General features: G+C 73.5%; 20 protein-coding genes and 1 riboswitch. Of the genes, 10 read left to right on the forward strand and 10 right to left on the reverse strand.

What is annotated here, in order from left to right; translation table 11 throughout:
- Nucleotides 1-205 precede the first annotated feature (205 nt).
- The 6 genes from ACWCYY_RS17535 (at nt 206) to ACWCYY_RS17560 (ending at nt 6,110) form a co-directional block, all read left to right on the forward strand.
- A complete protein-coding gene (locus ACWCYY_RS17535) occupies nt 206-2,911 on the forward strand; it encodes a nitrate- and nitrite sensing domain-containing protein (protein ID WP_449796527.1) in 2,706 nt (901 codons plus the stop codon).
- Entirely contained in the window at nt 2,908-3,348 is a 441-nt protein-coding gene (locus ACWCYY_RS17540; RefSeq protein WP_380149045.1) for a roadblock/LC7 domain-containing protein, read from the forward strand. The genes ACWCYY_RS17535 and ACWCYY_RS17540 overlap by 4 nt, the downstream gene beginning before the upstream one ends.
- Nucleotides 3,349-3,392: 44 nt before the next feature.
- Nucleotides 3,393-3,749 (forward strand): DUF742 domain-containing protein, encoded by a 357-nt coding sequence (locus tag ACWCYY_RS17545; RefSeq protein ID WP_380149104.1) that lies wholly within the window; start codon nt 3,393-3,395, stop codon nt 3,747-3,749.
- Nucleotide 3,750: 1 nt separating this feature from the next.
- A complete protein-coding gene (locus ACWCYY_RS17550; RefSeq protein WP_380149047.1) occupies nt 3,751-4,314 on the forward strand; it encodes a GTP-binding protein in 564 nt (187 codons plus the stop codon).
- Nucleotides 4,315-4,357: 43 nt separating this feature from the next.
- The gene (locus ACWCYY_RS17555) at nt 4,358-5,491 is read left to right on the forward strand and encodes an FAD-dependent monooxygenase (RefSeq protein WP_449796528.1); all 1,134 of its coding nucleotides are present in this window, start codon (nt 4,358-4,360) and stop codon (nt 5,489-5,491) included.
- 73 nt (nt 5,492-5,564) lie between these two features.
- Nucleotides 5,565-6,110, forward strand: coding sequence for a GNAT family N-acetyltransferase (locus ACWCYY_RS17560; RefSeq protein WP_380149050.1), 546 nt, complete (start codon nt 5,565-5,567; stop codon nt 6,108-6,110).
- Nucleotides 6,111-6,267: 157 nt separating this feature from the next.
- On the opposite strand, the gene ACWCYY_RS17565 is transcribed toward ACWCYY_RS17560, so the two are convergent.
- Genes ACWCYY_RS17565 through ACWCYY_RS17585 form a run of 5 tightly spaced genes read right to left on the reverse strand, consistent with a single transcriptional unit; the run spans nt 6,268 to nt 12,753 of the window.
- Nucleotides 6,268-7,635, reverse strand: a complete 1,368-nt coding sequence (locus tag ACWCYY_RS17565) for a cobyrinate a,c-diamide synthase (protein ID WP_449796529.1) — start codon at nt 7,633-7,635, stop codon at nt 6,268-6,270.
- 16 nt (nt 7,636-7,651) lie between these two features.
- Complete coding sequence (gene cobO, locus ACWCYY_RS17570) at nt 7,652-8,248, reverse strand: cob(I)yrinic acid a,c-diamide adenosyltransferase (protein ID WP_380149053.1); 597 nt, start codon at nt 8,246-8,248, stop codon at nt 7,652-7,654.
- A 4-nt stretch (nt 8,249-8,252) separates the two neighbouring features.
- Nucleotides 8,253-10,283: a putative cobaltochelatase gene (locus ACWCYY_RS17575; protein WP_449796530.1), complete on the reverse strand. Its 2,031-nt coding sequence runs from the start codon at nt 10,281-10,283 to the stop codon at nt 8,253-8,255.
- On the reverse strand, nt 10,280-11,800 hold the full coding sequence (locus ACWCYY_RS17580; RefSeq protein ID WP_380149057.1) for a cobyric acid synthase: 1,521 nt from the start codon (nt 11,798-11,800) through the stop codon (nt 10,280-10,282). The genes ACWCYY_RS17575 and ACWCYY_RS17580 overlap by 4 nt, the downstream gene beginning before the upstream one ends.
- The gene (locus ACWCYY_RS17585; RefSeq protein WP_449796531.1) at nt 11,797-12,753 is read right to left on the reverse strand and encodes a cobalamin biosynthesis protein; all 957 of its coding nucleotides are present in this window, start codon (nt 12,751-12,753) and stop codon (nt 11,797-11,799) included. Before ACWCYY_RS17585 ends, ACWCYY_RS17580 begins: the two co-directional genes overlap by 4 nt.
- Nucleotides 12,754-12,822: 69 nt before the next feature.
- Nucleotides 12,823-13,004: riboswitch (cobalamin riboswitch) on the reverse strand.
- A gap of 33 nt (nt 13,005-13,037) precedes the next feature.
- On the opposite strand from ACWCYY_RS17585, the gene ACWCYY_RS17590 reads away from it, so the two are divergent.
- From ACWCYY_RS17590 to ACWCYY_RS17605, 4 genes are all read left to right on the forward strand, one after another.
- Complete coding sequence (locus ACWCYY_RS17590) at nt 13,038-13,565, forward strand: YidB family protein (protein ID WP_380149061.1); 528 nt, start codon at nt 13,038-13,040, stop codon at nt 13,563-13,565.
- Between the two features lie 280 nt (nt 13,566-13,845).
- Nucleotides 13,846-14,538 carry a helix-turn-helix domain-containing protein gene (locus ACWCYY_RS17595; RefSeq protein ID WP_345290800.1) on the forward strand — a complete coding sequence of 231 codons (693 nt, stop codon included), beginning with the start codon at nt 13,846-13,848 and terminating at the stop codon, nt 14,536-14,538.
- A gap of 111 nt (nt 14,539-14,649) precedes the next feature.
- On the forward strand, nt 14,650-15,768 hold the full coding sequence (locus tag ACWCYY_RS17600; RefSeq protein ID WP_449796532.1) for an alpha/beta hydrolase family protein: 1,119 nt from the start codon (nt 14,650-14,652) through the stop codon (nt 15,766-15,768).
- 554 nt (nt 15,769-16,322) lie between these two features.
- Nucleotides 16,323-17,651 (forward strand): hypothetical protein, encoded by a 1,329-nt coding sequence (locus ACWCYY_RS17605; RefSeq protein WP_345290798.1) that lies wholly within the window; start codon nt 16,323-16,325, stop codon nt 17,649-17,651.
- A gap of 73 nt (nt 17,652-17,724) precedes the next feature.
- Here the strand turns inward: ACWCYY_RS17605 and ACWCYY_RS17610 are convergent, their stop codons facing one another.
- The 5 genes from ACWCYY_RS17610 to ACWCYY_RS17630 form a co-directional block, all read right to left on the reverse strand.
- The gene (locus ACWCYY_RS17610) at nt 17,725-18,609 is read right to left on the reverse strand and encodes a CDP-alcohol phosphatidyltransferase family protein (protein ID WP_380149066.1); all 885 of its coding nucleotides are present in this window, start codon (nt 18,607-18,609) and stop codon (nt 17,725-17,727) included.
- Nucleotides 18,596-19,285 carry a phosphatidylserine decarboxylase gene (locus tag ACWCYY_RS17615; protein WP_345290797.1) on the reverse strand — a complete coding sequence of 230 codons (690 nt, stop codon included), beginning with the start codon at nt 19,283-19,285 and terminating at the stop codon, nt 18,596-18,598. The genes ACWCYY_RS17610 and ACWCYY_RS17615 overlap by 14 nt, the downstream gene beginning before the upstream one ends.
- A 380-nt stretch (nt 19,286-19,665) precedes the next feature.
- On the reverse strand, nt 19,666-20,868 hold the full coding sequence (locus tag ACWCYY_RS17620) for an acyl-CoA dehydrogenase family protein (RefSeq protein WP_345290796.1): 1,203 nt from the start codon (nt 20,866-20,868) through the stop codon (nt 19,666-19,668).
- 117 nt (nt 20,869-20,985) lie between these two features.
- Nucleotides 20,986-21,483, reverse strand: a complete 498-nt coding sequence (locus ACWCYY_RS17625) for a MaoC family dehydratase (protein ID WP_345290795.1) — start codon at nt 21,481-21,483, stop codon at nt 20,986-20,988.
- A 4-nt stretch (nt 21,484-21,487) separates the two neighbouring features.
- Nucleotides 21,488-22,447, reverse strand: a complete 960-nt coding sequence (locus ACWCYY_RS17630; RefSeq protein WP_449796533.1) for an HpcH/HpaI aldolase/citrate lyase family protein — start codon at nt 22,445-22,447, stop codon at nt 21,488-21,490.
- Nucleotides 22,448-22,468 lie beyond the last annotated feature (21 nt).

The following is a 22,468-nucleotide window of genomic DNA, read 5'->3' on the forward strand; positions in this document are numbered from 1 at the left end:
CTCCGGAGGGTGCGGGGTGGTCGTGAGGTCTGGACCTGTCGGCCCTGGTCGCTGCATCAGTTCAGTTGTGTGGAACGGCAGTTCAGAGGGGGTGTGACGGTCTGTCGTTCACGAGACCGCCATGGGGGTTTCACCCGTCGATATGCGGTACGACTAATATCCATCCGTCAGAGTCCTATCAGATTCGACCAGTTGTGAACGACTGGTGCCACGTCCGAAGGAGCTAGCCCTGCGCACGCGCGCTTCCAGCCGGATCGTCACGGGCCGACTGTCGCTCCGCGCGACCCTGCTCGTGCTGGCCATTGTCCCCGGGCTGGCGCTGGCCGCCCTCTGGGCGGTCACCAGCGGACAGCTCCTCTTCGACTTCCAGCGCCAGGCGGCCCAGGGCCTGCTCGCGCAGGAGGCCGGTCAGCCGTCCAACATCGTGTACTACAACCTCCAGGAGGAGCGGCGCCTGAGCGCCGACGTCCTGGCCACGCACAGCGGGGTCAACGACGCGCTGCGGGCGCAGCGGGTCAAGACCGACCAGGCCATCGCCGACTTCCAGAAGCTCTCGGGAGTGTCGGCCGACGACGCGCCCGAGGAGGTCCGCGAGGCGGTCCGGCAGGCCCGGCAGGCGATCAACCAGCTGCCCGCCCAGCGGGCCCTGGTGAACAGCGGCAGCGAGCAGCAGCAGGCCGCCGTCTACGGCTACTACACCGACCTGATCGCGGTGGACCTCAAGCTGTTCTCCGCGCTCAGCCACGTCGACAACGGCCGGATCACCACCATCTCCCAGCCGCTGGTGAACCTGTTCTGGGCCAAGGAGATGATCTCCCGCTCGGACGCGCTGCTGGCCCGCGGCTGGCCGAGCGGCTCGCTCGCCCCCGACGACCACCTCCTGCTGCGGCAGGCGATCGCCGAGCAGACCTTCCAGTTCAACACCCAGGTCGCGCCCTACCTCCCGGCCGAAGAGACCGCGATGTGGCAGCAGATCGCCACCGGCCAGTCCTGGCAGGCCAAGACCCGGGCCGAGCAGGAGCTGCTCAAGCAGGCCGCCCCCGGCCGCGACGGCCGGATCGCGCTGACCGTCGACCGGGACGTCTGGCGCCAGTCGGTCGACGCCATCACCCCGCAGCTGGTCGCGCTGCTGGAGCACCGCACCGGGCTGGTGGTCGAGGAGGGCAAGGGCAGCATCATGTCCCTCGCGCTGCGGCTGCTGCTGACCACCGTGGTCGGCCTGATCGCGGTGGTCGCGGTCGCGATCACCAGCTGGCGGCTCACCCGCACCCTGCGCCGCCGGATCGGCCGGCTCCAGGAGCAGGCCGAGGAGCTGGAGAACACCCTGCCCGCCGTGGTCGAACGCCTCGGCAACGGTGAGCAGATCGACGCCGAGGAGCAGGCCCGGGCGATCGAGCCCGATCCCTGGGCCCGTACCGAGGACGAGCTGGCCAAGCTGGCCGAGGCCTTCAACCTGGCCCGCGCCAGTGCGATCCAGGCCGCCGTCGCCCAGGCCGACCAGCACCGCGGCTTCGAGCGGCTGCTCCAGCGGATCGCCCGCCGCACCCAGCTGCTGATCGGTCAGCAGCTGAAGAAGCTGGACGAGTTGGAGCGCCGGCACGAGGACCCGGAGATCCTGGAGGGCCTCTTCGACCTCGACCACCTCACCGCGCGCCTGCGCCGCTACGAGGAGAACCTGGTGATCCTGGCCGGCGGCACCCCGCACCGCCGCTGGCGCAAGCCGGTCCCGCTGCTGGACGTGATGCGCGCCGCCCAGGGCGAGGTGCAGGACTACCGCCGGGTCGTCATCGACCTGGACGGCAGCCCCTGGCTCTCCGAGCGCGCCGTCGGTCCGGTGGCCCACGTGCTCGCCGAGCTGATCGAGAACGCGCTCAGCTTCTCCCGCCCGCCGAACCCGGTCGAGCTCCGGGCCGGCCGGGTCAGCCGGGGCGTGGCGATCGAGGTCGAGGACCGCGGCCTCGGCATGGACGAGGACCAGATCGACGAGGCCAACCGCCTGATGACCCGTCCGCCCCGCACCGACGTGCTGGCCCGCGGCGACGACATCCGGCTCGGCTTCTACGTGGTGGCCCGCCTGGCGGCGCAGCACGGCCTGCGGATCGAGTTCCGCCAGTCCGCCTTCGGCGGCACCCGGGTCGTGGTGCTCGTCCCGGAGGAGCTGATCGTCCCGGACCCGACGGTCCGCCCGCTCGCCGTCGCCCCGCAGCAGGACGGCGGCCTGCCCACCCGCTCGCGCGGCCAGGCGCTGGCCGGCGTCACCGCCATCGGCAGCGCCGACCGGTACGCCACCGTCGAGCCGCTCCCGCAGCTCGGCGGGCCGCCGGCGGCACCGCTCGGGGAGCAGGTGACGGTCCGTCACGACCTCCCCGCGCTGCCCGCGGGGTTCGCCGCCCCGGAGCCGTTCCGCGCGGAGCCGTTTCAGCCGGAGCCGTTCCAGCCGGACCCGTTCCAGCCGCAGGCCCACCAGCCGCAGCCCTACGAGCCCGCGCCGTTCCAGCCGGAGCCCCACCGCCCCGAGCCGCAGTGGCAGGCCGAGCCGTACGGGGCGGAGTCGTACGGGACCGGGCCGTACGCGGCGGAGCCGCACCGCACCGACCCCGAGCACGTCCGGCCCGAGCCCCACCAGCCGGAGCCGTACCGCCCGGAGCCGGTGTCCGACCTTCCGGGCGGCGAACCGCCGCTGCCCCGCCGGGTCCGCCAGGCCAGCCTGGTGGACGAGCTGCGGATCGACCTCGACGGTCCGCAGCCCGCCCCCGTGCCGCCCCGTTGGGACGAGAACCCGCTGTTCCGACCGGCCCCCCGACGGGCCGGAGCAGCCATCGGTGCGTTCCAGCGGCGGTCCCGGGAGGCCCGCTCCGGTGACACCGGAAACCACCACACCACCATCCCGACGAGAGAAGACCGGACATGACGACGCGTACAACCGCCACCCACCAGGACCTCGACTGGCTGCTGGACGGCCTGGTGGACCAGGTGGCCGGGACGAGGCACGCCGTCCTGCTGTCCGACGACGGCCTGGTGGTCAGCCACTCCCGCACCATCGACCGCTCCGACGCCGAGCGGCTGGCCGCCGTCGCCACCGGCCAGCAGAGCCTGGCCCGCGGCGTCGGCCAGCTGTTCAACGGCGGGCCGGTGCACCAGGTGATCGTCGAGCTGGCCGAGCTCTGGCTGTTCGTCATCGCCGCCGGGCAGGGCACCCACCTGGCCGTGGTCGCCTCCCAGGACGTCGACGCCGAGGTGATGTCGCTGGCCATGCACAACCTGGTGCAGCAGGTGGGCCAGAAGCTCGGCGCCGCGCAGCGCGGCGAGTTCGACGCGTTCGCCGCCCGGAGCGGGCAGCGCGGGTGACCTCCTACTGGGACGAGGAGGAGGGCGACGACGGTGCGGACAGCATGGTCCGGCCGTACACCATCACCTCCGGCCGCACCGTGTCCGAGCGGGACGACCTCACCCTGATCACCCTGCTCACCAGCGTGCCGGCGCCGGTCGACGCCTACGGCGCGCCGGCCCGGCCCGGCCGGCTCCAGCCGGAGCACCGGATGATCCTGGACCGCTGCCGCCGCCCCGCCGCGGTGGCCGAGGTCGCCGCCGACCTGGACCTGCCGGTCTCGGTGACCAAGATCCTGCTCGGCGACCTGGTCGAGCAGGGGCTGCTGACCGCCCGCGCCCCGATCTCGGTGGCCCGGGCCGCCGGCGGGGCCGACCGGAGTCTGCTGGCCGCCGTACGCGAGGGCCTGAGGAGGCTTTGAGATGACGACCACTCAGGCGGGCGCCAACGCCGTCAAGATCCTGATCGCCGGCGGCTTCGGCGTCGGCAAGACCACCATGGTCGGGGCCGTCAGCGAGGTCGCCCCGCTGCGCACCGAGGAGTACCTCACCACCGCCAGCGTCGGCGTGGACGACCTGGCCGGGGTCGGCCAGAAGGAGACCACCACCGTCGCCCTGGACTTCGGCCGGATCACCGTCAGCCCCGAGCTGGTGGTCTACCTGTTCGGCACCCCGGGCCAGGAACGGTTCTGGTTCATGTGGAACGACCTGGTCAACGGCGCGCTCGGCGGGGTGGTCATCGCCGATACCCGCCGGCTGGAGACCAGCTTCGCCTCGATCGACTTCTTCGAGAGCCGCGGCATCCCGTTCGTGGTGGCGATCAACTGCTTCCACGGCGTCAACACCCGCACCCCGGACGAGATCCGGGCCGCGCTCGACCTCGACCCGCACGTCCCGATGCTGGTCGGCGACATCCGCGAACGGCCCTTCGGCCGGGACGTGCTGCTCGCCCTGGTCGACCACCTGATGGCCCTCCCCGTCGCCTGACCCCGTCCCCCGCGAACCTCCCCCGAACCAACGGAGACACCCCATGGCACAACCCCTGCGCGTCCTCGTCCACGGCGGCGGCATCGGCGGCCTGAGCCTCGCCGTCGCCCTCGCCCGACGCGGCCACACCGTCGAGGTCGCCGAGGTGCGCGATGAGCTCGACGCGCTCGGCGTCGGCATCATCCAGCCCTCCAACGCGCTGCACGTGATGCGCGAACTCGGCGTCCTGGACGACTGCCTGAAGGCCGGCTTCGAGTGGGAGGTGCTGACCATCTGCGACCCGGCCGGCGCCACCCTGGCCAAGATCCCGCAGCCCCGGATGGACGACGCCCCCGCCAACAACGGCATACCCCGCCCCGCCCTGGCCGGGCTGCTCGGCCGGGCCGCCGCGGAGGCCGGCGCCACGGTGCGCTTCTCCACCACCGTCGCCGAACTCGCCGACGACGGCGAGGGCGTGGAGGTCACCCTCTCCGACGGCACCGCCGGCCGCTACGACCTGGTGGTCGGCTTCGACGGGATCGGCTCCCCGCTGCGCACCCGCCTGTACGGCGAGCGCTACCGCCCCGAGTACACCGGCTTCGCCAACTGGCGGGTCACCGTGCCCCGGCAGCCCGAGGTGCAGGGCGTGGTGATGAGCACCGGGAACCAGGCCGCCAAGGCCCTGCTCACCCCGATCACCGACGACCTCATGTACCTGGGCGCCGTGTTCGCCGAGACCGAGGACTTCCGCCCGGACCCGGAGCGGGCCCACGAGCAGCTCGCCGAGCGCCTGGCCGGCTTCTCCGGCCCGGTCGCCGAGGCGCTCGGCCACGTCACCGACCCGGCCGCCGTGGTCTACTCCCGGATCTCCCAGGTCACCGTCGACGAGCCCTGGCACGTCGGCCGGGTGGTGCTGGCCGGCGACGCCGCGCACGCCTCCACCCCGCACCTCGCCCAGGGCGCCGCGATGGCCGTCGAGGACGCCCTGGTGCTCGCCCAGGAGCTGGACGCCGCCGAGTCCGTGCCCGCCGCCCTGGCCGCCTGGGAGGCCCGCCGCCGCCCGCGCGCGATGTTCGTGCAGTCGCTCTCCCGCGCCGTCCTCAAGCAGGAGACCGGCACCCCCACCACCCCCGAGGAGGACGAGCTCCTCAAGATCGGCATCCCCGGCGCCGCCCACGTCCTGGTGAAGCCCTACTGACGCACTCCCCGGCAGGGGGCTGTCCGGCCGATAACCGGTGGACAGCCCCCGTCCGGTGGGCGAGCATCCGTGCGTGACAGAACGATCAGCCCCGTGGACCTCCGCCCCCGACGCCCCGCTCCAGGTCAGCCTGGTGCAGGTGCCCCGCCCCGTGATGGGCCTCCTGATGGAGGGTGACCTCACCGCCGCCGTCGCCGAGTTGGGCCTGCCGTTGGCCGACTACGCCGCGGACGAGAAGATGCGCGGCACCTGGCGCCGCCGCTACCACCAGATCGCCGACGACCCCACCAGCGCCGACTGGGTCACCCGGGCCGCGCTCTCCGGCGAGGTGCCGATCGGCGCCGCCGGCTTCCACGGCCCGCCGGACGAGCGCGGCATGGTCGAGGTCGGCTACGGGGTCGACCCCGCCCACCGCCGCCGCGGCTACGCCAAGGCCATCCTCGCCGCCCTGATCCGGCAGGCGGAGGCCGAACCGGAGGTGACCGTCGTCCGCGCCACCATCAGCCCCGACAACGAGGCCTCCCTCGCCACCGTCGCCGCCTTCGGCTTCACCCACGTCGGCGAACAGTGGGACGAGGAGGACGGCCTGGAGCTGATCTACGAACTCCCGCTCCGGTAGCGCCCCTTCGGGAGAACGTGATGCTTCGGGGGCGCGAGGAACTGCGCGAAGCGGAAGGCACAGACCCGTGTGCCGGGTACGGAGATGCACTTGCACGTGAGCGTCCGTACCCGGCACACGGGTCGCCGCCTCCCGTCTCGCGCAGTTCCTCGCGCCCCTAAACCCCCTGCCGGGCGGCCGCCGCGGCGCGGACGAAGCGGACGGCCAACTCCGGTGCCCCCGCCCAGTGCAGGTGCAGGTACGACGCGTGGACCGAGCCCTCGACGAAGCCCTCGGTCTGCGGTCCGGTCGGGCTGCGCCAACCCCAGGCCGGGGCGGGCCCGGCGCCCGGTTCGCAGACCGTCCGGTGGAACTCGTGCCCCCGCAGCCGGGTCCCGGCAGGGGCCAGCACGCTGTCCGTCAACGCCACCGCCTCCCGGTAGCCGAGGGTTAGACGCTGCGTCATCCGGGAGGTGGTGTCCACCGCCCCGCACATCGCGACGCCGTCCAACTCCCGCCCCAGGTACAGCAGTCCGGCGCACTCCGCAGCCACCGGCGCCCCCGAGGCGGCCAGCTCCGCTATCGCCTTCCGCAGCCCCTCGTTGGCGCTGAGCTCCCCGACGTACATCTCCGGGAAGCCGCCCCCGATCACCAACCCGGCCGTGCCCGCCGGGAGTTCGGAGTCCCGCAGCGGGTCGAAGGGGACCACCTCGGCCCCGGCCGCCGCCAGCAGCTCCGCGTTCTCGGCGTACGAGAAGGAGAACGCGGCCCCGCCCGCCAGGGCGATCCGCGGGCGCCCCGGCACCACCTCGACCTCGTCCTCGGCGGACCACGGTGCCTCCGTCAGCTCGGGGGCCGTCCGCGCCAGCTCCAGCACGGCGTCCAGGTCCACCGAGGCGGCGATGAGTTCACCCATGTCCCGGACGGCCGTCAGGGCCGCCTCCGAGCGCTCCACGGCCGGGATCAGGCCGAGGTGCCGCGACGGGGTGGCGACCGAGGCCGAGCGCCGGACGGAGCCGAGCACCGGCACGCCGCCGCCCTCCTCCAGCGCCTCGCGCAGCAGCTGCTCGTGCCGGTCGGAGGCGACCCGGTTGAGGATCACCCCGGCCAGCCGGACCTCCGGGTCCCAGGAGGCGAAGCCGTGCACCAGCGCGGCCACCGAGCGGGACTGCGAGGAGGCGTCGACCACCAGCACCACGGGTGCCCGCAGCAGCTTGGCCACGTGCGCGGTGGAGGCCAGCTCCCCGCGCCCGGCGGCGCCGTCGTGCAGGCCCATGACGCCCTCGACGACGGCCACGTCGGCCCCGGCGGCGCCGTGCAGGAAGAGCGGGGCGATCCGCTCCGGCCCGCACATGAAGGCGTCCAGGTTGCGCCCGGGCCGCCCGGCGGCCAGGGCGTGGTAGCCGGGGTCGATGTAGTCGGGGCCGACCTTGTGCGGGGAGACGGCGAGCCCGCGCGCGGCGAGCGCGGCGATCAGGCCGGTGGCGACGGTGGTCTTGCCCGCCCCCGACGAGGGGGCGGCCACGACCAGACGGGGGATGTTCACAGACTCGGGCTTCCTACTACCACTCGATGCCGCGCTGGCCCTTGCGGCCGGCGTCCATGGGGTGCTTCACCTTGGTCATCTCGGTGACCAGGTCGGCGAGTTCGAGGAGCTCGTCCTTGGCGTAGCGGCCGGTGATCACCACGTGCTGGTTGCCCGGGCGGTTCTTCAGCACGTCCACCACCTCGGCCACGTCCACCCAGCCCCAGTGCATCGGGTAGGTGAACTCGTCCAGCACGTAGAAGCGGTACTTCTCCGCCGCCAGGTCGCGCTTGACCTGCTCCCAGCCCTCCTTGGCGGCCTCCTCGGAGGACTCGATGTCGCGCTGGACCCAGGACCAGCCCTCGCCCATCTTGTGCCAGTCCACCGTGCCGCCCTCGCCGGAGGCGCCGAGCACCTTGAGCGCGTTCTCCTCGCCGACCTTCCACTTGGCCGACTTCACGAACTGGAACACCCCGACCGGCCAGCCCTGGTTCCAGGCCCGCAGCGCCATCCCGAAGGCGGCGGTGGACTTGCCCTTGCCGGGGCCGGTGTGCACGGCGGTGATCGGCTGGGTGCGGCGCTGACGGGTGGTCAGACCGTCGTCGGGGACGGTCTCGGGCTGGCCCTTGGGCATGGGTTCAGGCTGCCTTTCGCATGGTCGTGGTGGGCCGGTGCGCGTGCACCAGGGCGGCGACGCCCTCGGCCCTCAGATCGTCCAGGGTGACGGCGGTGCCGCCGAGTTGGCCCGCCAGGGTGCGGGCCAGGCCGAGCCGGACGTGGCCGGACTCGCAGTCCAGCACCACGCTGGCGGTGCCCTGGGCGGCCAGCAGCCCGGCCGCCCGGCCGGCCTGCGCCAGGGCGTCCTTGCCGCCGGTGGCGCGGCCGTCGGTGACCACCACCAGCAGCGGGCGGCGGTGCGGATCGCGCATCCGCTCGATCCGCAGCGTCTCGTGGGCCCGCAGCAGCCCGGCCGCCAGCGGGGTGCGGCCGCCGGTCGGCAGCTGCTCCAGCCGGGCCGCGCCGACCTCCACCGAGGAGGTGGGCGGCAGCGCCAACTCGGCCCCGGCGCCCCGGAAGGTGACCATGCCGATCTTGTCCCGGCGCTGGTAGGCGTCCATCAGCAGGGAGAGCACGGCGCCCTTGACGGCGGTCATCCGCTGCCGGGCCGCCATCGAGCCGGAGGCGTCCACCACGAACAGCACCAGGTTGGACTCCCGTCCCTGGCGCACCTGCTCGCGGAAGTCGTCCTTGCGCAGCCGCAGCGCCCGCGAGTCGCGCCCCCGGGCCACCTGGTGCGGGGCGGCCGCCCGCAGGGTGGCGCTCAGGTGCAGCCGGGCCAGCTGGCCCTGCGGGCGGCGGGCCCGGATGGTGTGCCCGCCGTCGGTCTCGGCGGGGGAGCGGCGCCCCTGGGCGCCCTTCCCGGTGCCGGGCACCTTGAACAGCCTGGTCCGGTACGGCTCCCCGGCGGAGGCCACCGGCGCGTTCGAACTCCCGCCCTGGGAGGGCACGTTCGGCTCGGCCTCGGGAGCCTCCGAGGGGGCCTCCGGGGCGGAGCTGCCGTCCGGCGCGTCCCCCTGCGGCTCGGGAGCGCCACCGCCACCGTCCGGGCCGCCACCGCCGTCGTCCGGCCCGTCGCCCTCCGGCGGCTCCGGCTCGTCGCGGTGCTCGTCCAGGGTGCGGTCCAGCTGCTCCTCGTCCAGGCCCGGCGCGTCGAAGGGGTTGCGGCGGCGCCGGTGCGGCAGGGCCAGCTGGGCGGCCTTGCGGACGTCCTCCTCCAGCACCTCCGTCCGGCCCTCCCAGGCGGCCAGCGCGACGGCCGTGCGGGCCATCACGATGTCCGCCCGCAGGCCGTCCACCTCGAACGCGGCACAGACGGCGGTGATCTGACGCAGCGCCAGGTCGGTCAGCTCCACCTGCGGCAGCAACTCCCGCGCGGTGGTGATCCGTTCGGCCAGCGCCGTCTCCTCGGCGTCGAACCGCGCCGCGAAGCCCGCCGGGTCGGCGTCGTAGGCCAGCCGCCGCCGGACCACCTCGGCCCGCTCCTCCGGGTCCCGGGTGGCGGCGATCTCCACCGTGAGGCCGAAGCGGTCGAGCAGCTGCGGACGCAGCTCGCCCTCCTCCGGGTTCATCGTGCCGACCAGCAGGAAGCGGGCCGCGTGCCGCACCGAGACGCCCTCGCGCTCCACGTAGGAGCGGCCCATCGCGGCGGCGTCCAGCAGCAGGTCCACCACGTGGTCCTGGAGCAGGTTCACCTCGTCGATGTAGAGCACGCCCCGGTGCGCCCTGGCCAGCAGGCCGGGCTCGTACGCCTTCACGCCCTCGGCCAGCGCCCGCTCCAGGTCCAGCGAGCCGACGATCCGGTCCTCGGAGACGCCGACCGGCAACTCGACCAGGTACGCGGGCCGTTCGTCACCCGCCACCTCGGCGTGCGGGCCGTCCGGGCACTGCGGGTCCGGGCTCGCCGGGTCGCAGGCGAAGCGGCAGCCGGGCACGGTGGCGATCGAGGGCAGCAGCCCGGCCAGCGCGCGCACCATGGTCGACTTGGCGGTGCCCTTCTCGCCGCGCACCAGCACCCCGCCGACGGCGGGGGAGACCGCGTTCAGCAGCAGCCCGAGCCGCAGGTCGGGCATCCCGACGATCGCGGTGAAGGGGTAACGCACGTCGGTCATCGCTCGGTCTCCACGGTGTGCGGCGCCCCCGGCGGGACGAAGGGCAGGCCGGCGGGTGCGCCGGATTCGATCATTCTCCACAGGGCGTCGGTGTCGGCGTGCTCCTCAATCAGGTCACCGAGCCGGTCCAGCCGCTCCTCGCGGGCGGCCGCGAAGGAGGTGTCCGGCGCGGGCACGAACGCCCGTCCGGCCAACTTCGCGACCATCCGCAGCAGTTCGCGCCGGAAGCCGTCGTTCTCCAGCGCCCCGTGCCAGGTGGTGCCGTACACCGGGCCGACCCGGCAGCCGTCCAGGAAGGCCTCGGCGGACTCCTCCACCGTCACCACGCCGTGGTGGATCTCGTACCCCTCCACCCGCTCGCCGAAGGCCTCGCCGACCGGCCGGGCCAGCACCTTCTCCCGGCCGAACACCACCCGGGTCGGCAGCAGCCCGAGGCCGTCCACCCGCCCGGCCCTGGACTCCACCTCGTCCTCGATCTCCCGGCCGAGCATCTGGTACCCGCCGCAGACCCCGAGCACCGGCAGCCCCGCCGCCACCCGCTCGCGCAGCACCGGCTCCAGGCCCCGCTCGCGCAGCCAGGCCAGGTCCGCCACGGTGGCCCGGGTGCCGGGCAGCACCACCAGGTCCGCGTCGGCCAGCTCCTCGGCCCGGGTCGCCCAGCGCACCAGTACGCCCGGCTCCTGGGCCAGCGCGTCCAGGTCGGTGAAGTTCGACAGGCGCGGGAAGCGCACCACGGCCACCCGCAGCACGTCCTTGCCGACCGGCCCGCGCACCGCGCCCCGGTCCACCACCGTGGTCAGGTCCAGCGAGTCCTCGGCGTCCAGCCACAGGCCCGGCAGCATCGGCAGAGTGCCCAGCACCGGACGGCCCGTCAGCTCGTGCAGCATCCTCAGCCCGGGCTCCAGCAGCCGCGCGTCGCCCCGGAACTTGTTGACGAACCAGCCCGCCACCAGCGCCTGGTCCTCCGCCGAGAGCAGCGCCAGCGTCCCGTACATGGCGGCGAACACCCCGCCCCGGTCGATGTCGCCGACCACCACCACGGGCAGCTTCGCCGCCGTGGCCAGGCCCATGTTGGCGATGTCCCGGTCCCGCAGGTTGATCTCGGCCGGCGAACCGGCGCCCTCGCAGACCACCACCTCGAACCGGCTGCGCAGGTCCGCCAGGCACTCCAGCGAGCGCTCCAGCAGGTACGGCTTGCGCTCCCGGTAGTCCAGCGCGCCGACCTCGGCCACCGGCTTGCCCAGCAGCACCACCTGGCTGCGCGCATCCGCCCCGGGCTTGAGCAGCACCGGGTTCATCGCCGCCTCCGGCTCCACCCGGGCCGCCTGCGCCTGCATCGCCTGGGCCCGGCCGATCTCGGCGCCGTCGGCGGTGACGAAGGAGTTCAGCGACATGTTCTGCGCCTTGAACGGGGCGACCCGCACCCCCTGCCGGGCCAGCCAGCGGCAGATGCCCGCCGTCACGACGCTCTTCCCGGCGTCCGAGGTGGTCCCGGCGACCAGCAGCGCGTTGCTCACGTTGTCCTCCTCTTCCGGCCCGCACCGGAGATGACGGCCCGTCCGACCAGTGCGACGCCCAGCGCCAGCACGCCCACCCGGCGCGACAGGGCGCACGCCCGCTCGATGTCCCGCACGCCCACGGGGCGCAGCTCCGCCCCGAGCACCGGCCGGTGCTCCACGCGCTCCCCGTACTGCAGCGTGCCCCCGAGGCGCACCCCCAGGGCCCCCGCGAAGGCCGACTCCGCCTGCCCGGCGTTCGGGCTCGGGTGTGACGAACCGTCACGCCGCCACACCCGCCAGGCCGTCCCCGGCTCCGGCGCGGCCGCCACCGTCAGCAGCGCGGTCAGCCGCGCCCCCGGCCAGCCCGCCACGTCGTCCAGCCGCGCCGAGGCCCAGCCGAACCGCAGGTACCGCGCCGAGCGGTGGCCCACCATGGCGTCCAAGGTGTTGACGGCCCGGAAGGCCAGCAGCCCGGGCGTCCCGGCCAGCGCCCCCCAGGTGAGCGCGTTCACCACGGCGTCGGCGGTGTTCTCGGCCACCGACTCCACCACCGCGCGGGCGATCTGCTGCCCGTCCAGGCCGCTCGGATCCCGCCCGCACAGGTGCGGCAGCCGCTCCCGGGCCGCCGTCAGGTCCCCGGCCTCCAGCGAGGCCCCGATGGTCCGGGCCTCCTTCGTCAGCGAGCTGCCGCCCAGCACCGTGAAGGTCGCGGCGGCGGCCAGCGCCGCACTCGCCACCGGGCTGCGGCGCGCGGCCCGCCCGGCCAGCGAGGCCCCCGCGGCGACGGCCCCGACGCAGACGGCGGTGTACGCGGCACCCACGGCGCGGTCGTCGCGCCAGATCCGGCGCTCCAGCCGCGTCGCGGCCGTACCGAACAGCGCCACCGGATGGCCGCGCCGGGGATCGCCGAAGCGGGCGTCCGCCAGGTAGCCGGCGGCGGCGCCCAGCAGAAAGGGGGTCAGACGGCGCACGGTGCGGGCGAGTCGGCGTGGCTCCGGGCAGGCGGCATCAGTGCGTGTCCTCACTCAGGGTCCGCGCCCTGGATCGACGTAGCGGGGGCGAGAGTCTCCTGGCTTCCGGGTCGGACACACCCTCGGGCCTTCCAACAGCCGCCTGGGCGGGCCGTCGTGACCATGGTTCGAGCGTGCTCCCCGGTGACAGTGGCGGGACCGCGCCGGATTCGCACCGGCTTCCTCTCCTTGCCTCCGATTGGCTGAAAGATCCCACCACGCCCCTCGACCGGGCGTCAACAACGGTGGCGGAGGGGTTGGTCACACGGTTGTCCGCCCCGCCGTGCGGCGCGCCTGCGGCGGCGGCAGGCTGGCCGTGGCACGGCACCGTCGCCGTACCGGACCCGGAAGAAACAAGAGGGACGGCGATGACCGATCTCGGCAAACTCCTCAGCGGCCTGCTCGGCGGCAGCGGCGGTGGGAACGCCAGCGCGGGGAACCTGCTCTCCATCCTGCTCGGCTCGCTGGCCGCGAACGGCGCCGGGCGGGGCAACGGGCTCGGCGCCCTGCTCCAGCAGCTGACGGAGGGCGGTCTCGGCTCCCAGGCCCGCTCCTGGGTCGGCACCGGCGACAACCACCCCGTCACCGGCCCCGAACTCGCCGCCGCCCTCCCGCCCGGCGAACTCGAGATGCTCGCCCGCAACGCCGGCATCACCCCCGACCAGGCCGCCGACACCCTCGCCACCCACCTCCCGTCGACGGTCGACCGCCTCACCCCCAACGGCGAACTCCCCACCCCGGCCACCATCGAGGAGCTCTTCGGCAAGATGTGACGCCCGGGAGCGCCCCGCAGGGGCGCGGGGAACTGCGCGAGTCGGAAGGCGGTCCACCTGCAACTCAAGGCACGTCAGCCAGTTGCACGTGCTGCCGTTCCCCCACGCGCAGTTCCCCGCGCCCCTGCGGGGCGCTCCTCGCCGTCGTTATCTCCGAGCGGCCCTGGGTGATCACCCGTCAGTAGTGGGAGGATCCTCCAGCGCCGCGCCCCGGGCCGGGAATCCGGTTCGTGCGTTCAGCGGGTGCAGGCGGCAGCCGGGCCGCACCTACGGTCTGGGCATGCGCCGCAGACCGCCCACCCCCACGCCGGTCCCGTTCTCACCCGCCGCCGCGAGGGCCCACCGGGTGGGCCTCGGGCTGACGCCCGATCAGGTCGCGGCCGGCATGGCCGCGCACGGGGTGCGGCTGCTGCCCACCCACGTGATCGGCTGGGAGACCGGGGAGTACCGCCCGGACGAGACCGAGTTCATCGCCCTGGCCCGCGCCCTCTGGTGCCCGCCGGCGCAGCTGATGGGCACCGCCCCGTCGAGCCTGCGCGACTTCCGGGTGGCCCGGGAGCTCACCCAGGAGCAGGCCGCCCGCCGGATCGGCGTGGCCCTGCGCGTCTACGAACAGGCCGAGCTGACCGGCAGCTGGCCCGGAGACCCGGAGCAGTCCTGGGAACTCGCCCAGGTCCTCGGCCTCACCCTCCGGGCCTTCGCCTGGGTGACCAACCGTCAGGACGCCCTGGAGAAGTGCCTGCGGCAGTGCGTGGACGGCCGCTGGCAGAGCCAGGTGAAGCCGGTCGCCAAGCTGCTGCCGGTGCCCCGCTCCGTCCTGGAGAGCGTCCTCGCCGACCTCCAGCAGGACCACGTCGTGCCGATGCACTGGGGCGCCGCACCCGCCCCCGTCGCCGAGCAGCAGCCCGACGTGCCGCCGCTCCAGCGCTTCTGGGAACTGCTCGCGGCCCGCCCCACCGACATCCCCGTCTGACGCACCGTCCGCTCCCGTTCCCGTACGGCGGCACTCCGGTGGCACCCCGCTCCCGCCCCCGGTCGAATGGACCGCAACGTCCGAGACCCGCCCTCACACCCGGGAGCGCCCATGCGTTGGGGAACCGCGGCCATGGTGGCCGCCGCCGTCGTCGGAGCCGGTGGCGCGGCCGTCCTGCTGATCGGCCGCCGGGCCTCCCAGAACGTGGTGCGGCCCGGACGGCCCGAGCCCGGCAGCGCCCCCGAACTGCGGGTGCACGACCTGGCCCCGGGCGCGGTGGTGCTCACCCGCAGCTCCGCCACCGCCCTGTCGGGCCGGTACGCGCTGGAGTGGCCGAACGGCGGGCACGCCGTGGTGGGCGAGGTGCTGGCCACCGGGCCGCAGACCGTCACCCGCCGCCTGGAGCTGGTCGACGGCGGCTCCCTCGACCCCGGCACCAAGGTCGAGTTCACCCCGCGGGTGCTCACCGGTGACCCGCGTACCGCCCTCGGCATCGACCACACCGACACCATCGCGGCCGGTGAGCACGGCGACCTCCCCGCCTGGTACACCCCCGGCAAGCGCGGCACCTGGGTCCTGCTGGTGCACGGCCCCGGCGCCGACCGCACCCAGGCCCTCCCGGTCATCCCGACCCTGCGCGCCCTGGAGCTCCCCACCCTCACCGTCACCTACCGCGGCGACCAGGGCGCCCCGGAGTCGCCGGACGGCCTCACCCACTTCGGCGAGACCGAGTGGGAGGACGTCGAGGCGGCGATCCGGCTGGCCCTGGAGAGCGGTGCGGGCAAGGTGATCCTCTACGGCTGGTCCACCGGCGCCACCATGGCGCTCCAGACCGCCGCCCGCTCGGCCTTCCGGGAGTCGATCGCCGGGCTGGTGCTGGACTCGCCGGTGCTCGACTGGTCCCGGACGGTCCGCCGCGAACGCGCCCGGGCCGGCGTCCCGGCCGCCGTCGCCGAACTCGGCGCCCTCGCGGCCGAGGGCCGGGCCGGCGTCGACCTGGCCGGCTTCGCCCGCCTCGCCTCCGGCACCGACCTGCACGTCCCCACCCTCCTGCTGCACAGCCCGGACGACTCCATCGCCCCCTGGTCCGCCGCCGCCCGCCTGGCCGACCTCCGCGGCGACCTGGTCAGCCTCCACCCCGTCCCCCACGCCGAACACGCCGCCCTCTGGAACGCCGCCCCCACCCCCTACACCGAATCCCTCCGCCGCTGGCTCACCCCGCTCCTCTGACGGTGGCAGCGCGTCGCCAGTGAGCGCCCCGCAGGGGCGCGGGGCTCTGCTGATCTGCGGCTCCGCCGCGCGGGCGCGCGGGGGAACGGCAGCACGTGCAACTGGCTGACGGCGGTTAAGTTGCAGGTGAGCCGCCTTCCGCTTCGCGCAGTTCCCCGCGCCCCCGGTGTGACCACCACCGCCGGCCAGGCCGGTTCTGCTGCCCGTTGCGCGCCCGCGCGGCGGAGCCGCACATGATCAGAGCCCCGCGCCCCCGAGGTCGCTGCCCTACCGGTTCGCCTGCCTCCAGTGGCCGGGGATGACCGAAGAAATGACCTTCTCGGTCGGGTTTGCACCGCTCGCGCGAAAAGCCGATGTGACAGGAGGCCCGTACACGGGGAAGACTGCACGGCGTGACGTCTCGGAATCCGCGCGACCGTGATGCCCCGCTCCCGCCGAAGACCGGTACCGGTGCGACGGTGACCCGTCTCCCCGGTTCGGCCCGTCGGCCCGACACAGTGCAGCCGGGCGCCCCGCGCCGCCGCACGCCCGCACCCAAGCCCGGCCGGGGCCGGGTGCCGGTTCCCGATGGCCTCCCGGCCCCCTCCGAGCTGGCCCCGCTGGCCCGGCGGATGCTCGCCGACGCGGTCCGGATCGCCCGCTGGGCGGGTGAGCTGGAGCACGTGGACAAGCGTGGGGAGCTCCTCCCCGAGGACGCCCGCGCCGCCGGGAAGGCCCTGGCGATGACCGTGGGGGCCGCTGCCCGCGCCTGGGGCCAGGCACTGCTGGTCGGCCTGGTGGAGGCCCGCGAGGGCGGCGCCGCACCCGGCTGGCGGCTGCACGCCTGGGAGCACGACGACGAGGCCGTGATCCGCGGCTGGTCGGCGCTGTTCGACGCCTGGACGCTGGTCGCCCCGATGCCGCCCGCCGCGATGCGCGGCGTCTTCGCGGTGCTGGCGGGCCAGGCGGTGGACCAGGCCCCGCAGCTGCTGTCCTTCCTGCACCTGGTGGACGGCCCGGTCCCCGACAGCGAGCTGCTGGAGCTGCTCCGCCGGGGCCTGGACGAGCGCCGGGTGGCGGCGGGCACCAGCCCGCTCTCGCCCGTCCCGCACGCCGCCTCCGCCGTCTCGGCGGTCCGCGGCACCTGCCGCGAGCCGCAGATCGACACCCCGCACGCCCCGGCCGAGGTGGCCGCGGTGCTGGACTGGATGCTGGACGGCCTGGCGGCCGTCGGTGCCCTCACCCGGCACGACGAGGCGGCCGAGCTCTCCCCGCTGGGCCACTGGGCGGTGCGGGCCAAGCTGGAGGAGATCTGCACCGTCGCGCAGACCGCCGCCGGGCACATCGAGCAGAGCGCCCTGGAACTGCTGGACGCCTGCGCCAACTACTCGCCGGGCCCGGCCCGCGCCGAGTACCGGGCCTGGGTCGCGGCCCGGCCGGTGGACCGCGCGGTGGCCGAGCTGCTGGACGCCGCCCGGGGCGAGGACGCGCTGCTGCGCGGTCTGGCCTTCGAGGCGCTCCGGGTGGCCGGCGGCACCGCCGAGCAGGCGGTCCGGGCGGCCGTGGACGAGCCCGTGCTGCGCCCGTACGCGCTGCTCTGGCTGGCCGAGCAGTCGGACGAGGCGGGGGTGCTGCCCTCGGACGTGCTGACGGCGGAGGACGCCGCCTGGCTCTGGGTGGACACCGCCGCGGCGGTGCTGGACCACGGGGAGACCAGCCTGCTGGTCGGCCACGTGGAGGGCGCCTCGGCCGGCGAGCCGGTCCGGCTGTTCCACCGGGCCCGGCAGTCCGGCCACCCCAGGGCGGCCTCGGTGCTGACCGCCGTCGCCTCGGTCCACCCGGACCCGGTGGTGGCCCGGGCGGCCCGCCGCAGCGCCTTCAGCGTGCACAACGGCGGGGCGTAGCGCGCACGACATGACGGAGAAGGCCCCGAACCGGGATCCGGTTCGGGGCCTTCTCTTCGTGCGTGGGGCGGCGTCAGCAGCCGCTGCGCGACTCCGCGCGGCGGGCCCGGACGTCGCCGACCTTCTGGCCGACCTTGCGGCGGATGACCAGCAGCGGGGCCATCGCGGCCAGCGTGATCTGGGCGACCGCGCCGACGTGCATCAGGGTGTTGCCACCGGGCAGGCCGGCCGCCCAGGCGGCGAGGCAGCCGATGGAGACCACGATCCAGCACAGGGTGGCGGTGGCCAGCATGCCCTGCGGCTTCGGGTACTCGATCCGACTGACCATCAGGTAGGCCACGCCGAAGATCATCAGCAGGCCCGGGACGAACGGCGGGTCGAGCAGCACGATGGCGATCACCGTCATGGCACCCATCGGGCAGGGCATGCCCTGGAAGATCCCGGGCGCCATCTTGACCGCCGAGAAGCGGGCCAGCCGGAGCACCACCGCGAGCAGCACGGTGAGCGCGATCAGCGCCGAGAAGCGCTGGTCCGAGCCCGGGCTGACGATGCCCCAGACCGCGACGAAGTACGCGGGGGCGATGCCGAAGCTGATCAGGTCGGCCAGGTTGTCGAGCTCCGCGCCCAGCGCCGAGGAGCGCAGCTTGCGGGCCACCAGGCCGTCGAACAGGTCGCACATCGAGCCGATCAGCAGCAGCGTCACCGCGGTGGCGGCGCTGTGCTTGTCGGGCCCGGCCGCCGAGGCGCCGGTGATGTGCGGCATCAGGACCCCGGTGGTGATCGAGTAGATCGCCAGGAAGCCGCAGACGGCGTTCCCCAGGGTCAGGAAGTCGGCGGTCGACAGGTGCTGGGGCGAACGGGGAGCACGCAGCTCCCGGTCGCGGGCCCAGCGGCGACGGCGCAGCGCCGTCTCCTCGTCGTCCAGCCCGACCAGGGTCTCAGGATCAGTCACGGTCAAGGCGCGTCACCCCGGCAGTGGTCTTCTGGCCGACCTCGACGCCGACCTCGACGCCGGCCGGCAGGTAGGTGTCGACGCGGGAGCCGAAGCGGATCAGACCGATCCGCTCGCCCTGCTCGACCTTGGTTCCGGCGTCCACGTACGGCACGATGCGACGGGCCACGGCCCCCGCGATCTGCACCATCTCGATGTCGCCGAGCTCGGTGTCGAAGTGCCAGACGACACGCTCGTTGTTGTCGCTGTCCTTGTTGAACGCCGGGACGAAGTTCCCGGGCACGTGCTCGACGGACGTCACGGTGCCGGGCAGCGGCGCGCGGTTGACGTGCACGTTGAGCGGGCTCATGAAGATGGCCACGCGGGTGCGGCCGTCCGGCCACGCGTCGATGGACTGGACCACGCCGTCGGCCGGGGAGATGACCCGGCCCTGCCCGATCTCCCGCTCGGGGTCACGGAAGAACCACAGCATGCCCGCGCTGAGCGCGCAGGCCGGTACGGCCGCCACGGCCCACTTGCCGCTCCGCCGGGTGAGGGCGGTGGTGATCGCGGCCGTTGCCAGGGTGGGCACGAACCAGGGGGTGGCTCCTCGCGCGATGGTGACGCGCGGGCGTCGACCGTTCGCCGGGGCGAGGGCATCGCCAGCCGGAGCGGAGGAGTGAGGGGACGGGCTGATGGGCATCGAATACCTTAGTCGCGGGCCCCGGCCGGCAGAGCTTGGCACCTGGACGGGGGCCACCGCGGGGATCGAGTGATAAAGGGACGGCATGCTGTCCCGGTGGATGGTATCGGGACCAGGCGGTAGGTGGGCAAGCCGCCTGCTGAGCTGGGTGTCCGGTGCGGTGCCGATCCGTGCCTGCTATGTGTACGACCGTAACGCGGCGGACTGCGGTTCCCCAAGGGTCCGAGCTCGCCTCGTGACCCACGTCTCAATACGAACACGGCTGACGGGTCGTCAATCAAGAGCGTACGGAAGCAGCCGTAGGGCGCATACCCCGGGGGTACACGCCCTACGGCCGGACCTGGCCCGGCCCGCACGCCGGGCCCGGTCGGACGGTGGTCTCAGTCCGCGATGCGGTACTCCTCGAGCAGGCGGCGTCCCACGATCATCTTCTGGATCTCCGCCGTACCTTCACCGATCAGCAGCATCGGGGCCTCCCGGTAGAGGCGCTCGATCTCGTACTCCTTGGAGAAGCCGTAGCCGCCGTGGATGCGGAAGGCGTCCTCGACGACCTCCTTGCAGTACTCGGAGGCCAGGTACTTGGCCATGCCGGCCTCGAGGTCGTTCCGCTCGCCGCTGTCCTTCTTGCGGGCGGCCATCACCATCATCTGGTGCGCGGCCTCGACCTTGGTGGCCATCTCGGCGAGCTTGAACTGGATCGCCTGGTGCTCGGCGATCTTCTTGCCGAAGGTGGAGCGCTGCTGGGCGTAGGAGATGCCCAGCTCGAAGGCGCGGCGGGCCACGCCGCAGCCGCGGGCGGCCACGTTGACCCGGCCGACCTCGACGCCGTCCATCATCTGGTAGAAGCCCTTGCCCGGGACGCCGCCCAGGATGCGGTCGGCCGGGATGCGGACGTCCTGGAGCACCAGCTCGGTGGTGTCGACGCCCTTGTAGCCCATCTTCTCGATCTTGCCGGGCACGGTGAGGCCCGGGACCTTCGGGTTCGGGCCGAAGCCCGGCTCCTTCTCGATCAGGAAGGTGGTCATGTTCTTGTACGGGGTGGAGCCGCCCTCGTCGGTCTTGCACAGGACCGCGACCAGGGTGGAGGTGCCGCCGTTGGTCAGCCACATCTTCTGGCCGTTGAGGACGTAGAAGTCCCCGTCCTTGACGCCCTTGGTGGAGATCGCCGCCACGTCGGAGCCCAGGCCCGGCTCGGACATCGAGAAGGCGCCGCGGATCTCGCCGGCGGCCATCCGGGGCAGGAAGTACTCCTTCTGCTCCTGGGTGCCGTGGGCGTTGATCATGTGGGCCACGATGAAGTGGGTGTTGACGATGCCGGAGACGGACATCCAGCCGCGGGCGATCTCCTCGACCACCAGGGCGTAGGTCAGCAGGGACTCGCCCAGGCCGCCGAACTCCTCGGGGATGGTCAGGCCGAACAGGCCGAGCTGCTTCATCCCCTCGACGATCGCGGTCGGGTACTCGTCCTTGTGCTCCAGCTCGGTCGCGACCGGGATGATCTCCTTGTCGACGAAGTCCCGCACGGTGGCGAGGATGTCCCGCTGGATCTCGGTCAGGCCGTCGGTCTGTGCGAGGCGTCCCATCGTGCGGCTCCAGGAAAGGTCTGAGGGTGGAGGGGAGTTGTGGGGCCCCGCAGGCGTGACTCTGCGGGGCCCCGTGACCGGGAGAGGGGCCGATGACGGCGGCTCCTCGGCCGGGGTCTAGGAGAGGGGCTCGGGTCGGCCGGGCTGGTCGCCGCCGCGCTCCTTCAGGTACTGCTCGGTCGGCACCATCACCTTGCGGCGGAAGATGCAGACGACCGTGCCGTCCTGCTTGTAGCCCTTGGTCTCGACGTACACGATGCCCCGGTCCGGCTTGGAGGTCATGTTCTTGTCGAGCACCACGGTCTCGCCGTAGAGGGTGTCGCCGTGGAAGGTCGGCGCGATGTGCCGCAGCGACTCGATCTCCAGGTTGGCGAGCGCCTTGCCGGAGACGTCCTCGACGCTCATGCCGAGCAGCAGCGAGTAGATGTAGTTGCCGACCACGACGTTCTGGCCCTGCACGGTGGTGGTCGCGTAGTTGGCGTCCATGTGCAGCGGGTGGTGGTTCATCGTCAGCAGGCAGAACAGGTGGTCGTCGTACTCGGTGACGGTCTTCCCGGGCCAGTGCTTGTAGACCGCGCCGACCTCGAACTCCTCGTAGGTGCGTCCGAACTGCATGGTCTTACGCCTCCGGGATCTCGAACTTGGAGGTGCGCTGCATGCCCGCGGCGCGGCCCTTGCCGGCGATGACCAGGGCCATCTTGCGGCTGGCCTCGTCGATCATCTCGTCGCCGAGCATCGCCGAGCCCTTGGCGCCGCCGGCCTCGGAGGTGCACCAGTCGTAGGCGTCGAGGATCAGCTCGGCGTGGTCGTAGTCCTCCTGCGAGGGCGAGAAGATCTCGTTGGCCGCGCCGACCTGGTCCGGGTGCAGCACCCACTTGCCGTCGAAGCCGAGGGCGGCGGCGCGGCTCGCGACCTCGCGGTAGCCCTCGGGGTTGCGGATCTGCAGGAAGGGGCCGTCGATCGCCTGGAGGTCGTGCATCCGGGCGGCCATCAGGATCCGCATCAGGATGTAGTGGTAGGCGTCGGCCGGGTAGCCGGGCGGCTGCATGCCGACCACCAGGGACTTCATGTTGATCGAGGCCATGAAGTCGGCCGGGCCGAAGATGATGGTCTCCAGCCGGGGCGAGGCGGCGGCGATCTCGTCGACGTTGACCAGGCCCTTGGCGTTCTCGATCTGCGCCTCGATGCCGATCTTGCCGACCTCGAAGCCCATGGTCTTCTCGATCTGGGTGAGCAGCAGGTCGAGCGCCTTGACCTGGGTGGCGTCCTGCACCTTGGGGAGCATGATGCAGTCGAGGTTCGGGCCGGCGCCCTCGACCACGGTGATGACGTCCCGGTAGGTCCAGTGCGTGGTCCAGTCGTTGACCCGGACGACCTTGGTCTTGTTGCCCCAGTCGCCGTTGTTCAGCGCGTCCACGATGTTGTGGCGGGCGCTCTCCTTGACCAGCGGGGCACAGGCGTCCTCCAGGTCGAGGAAGACCTGGTCGGCCGGCAGGCCCTGCGCCTTCTCCAGGAAGCGCGGGTTGCTGCCGGGGACGGCCAGACAGGAGCGGCGGGGGCGCAGGCGGTTCACAGTCATGAGGGTGGGTCAGTCCTTCCG

This window comes from Kitasatospora sp. NPDC001664 (assembly GCF_053596675.1).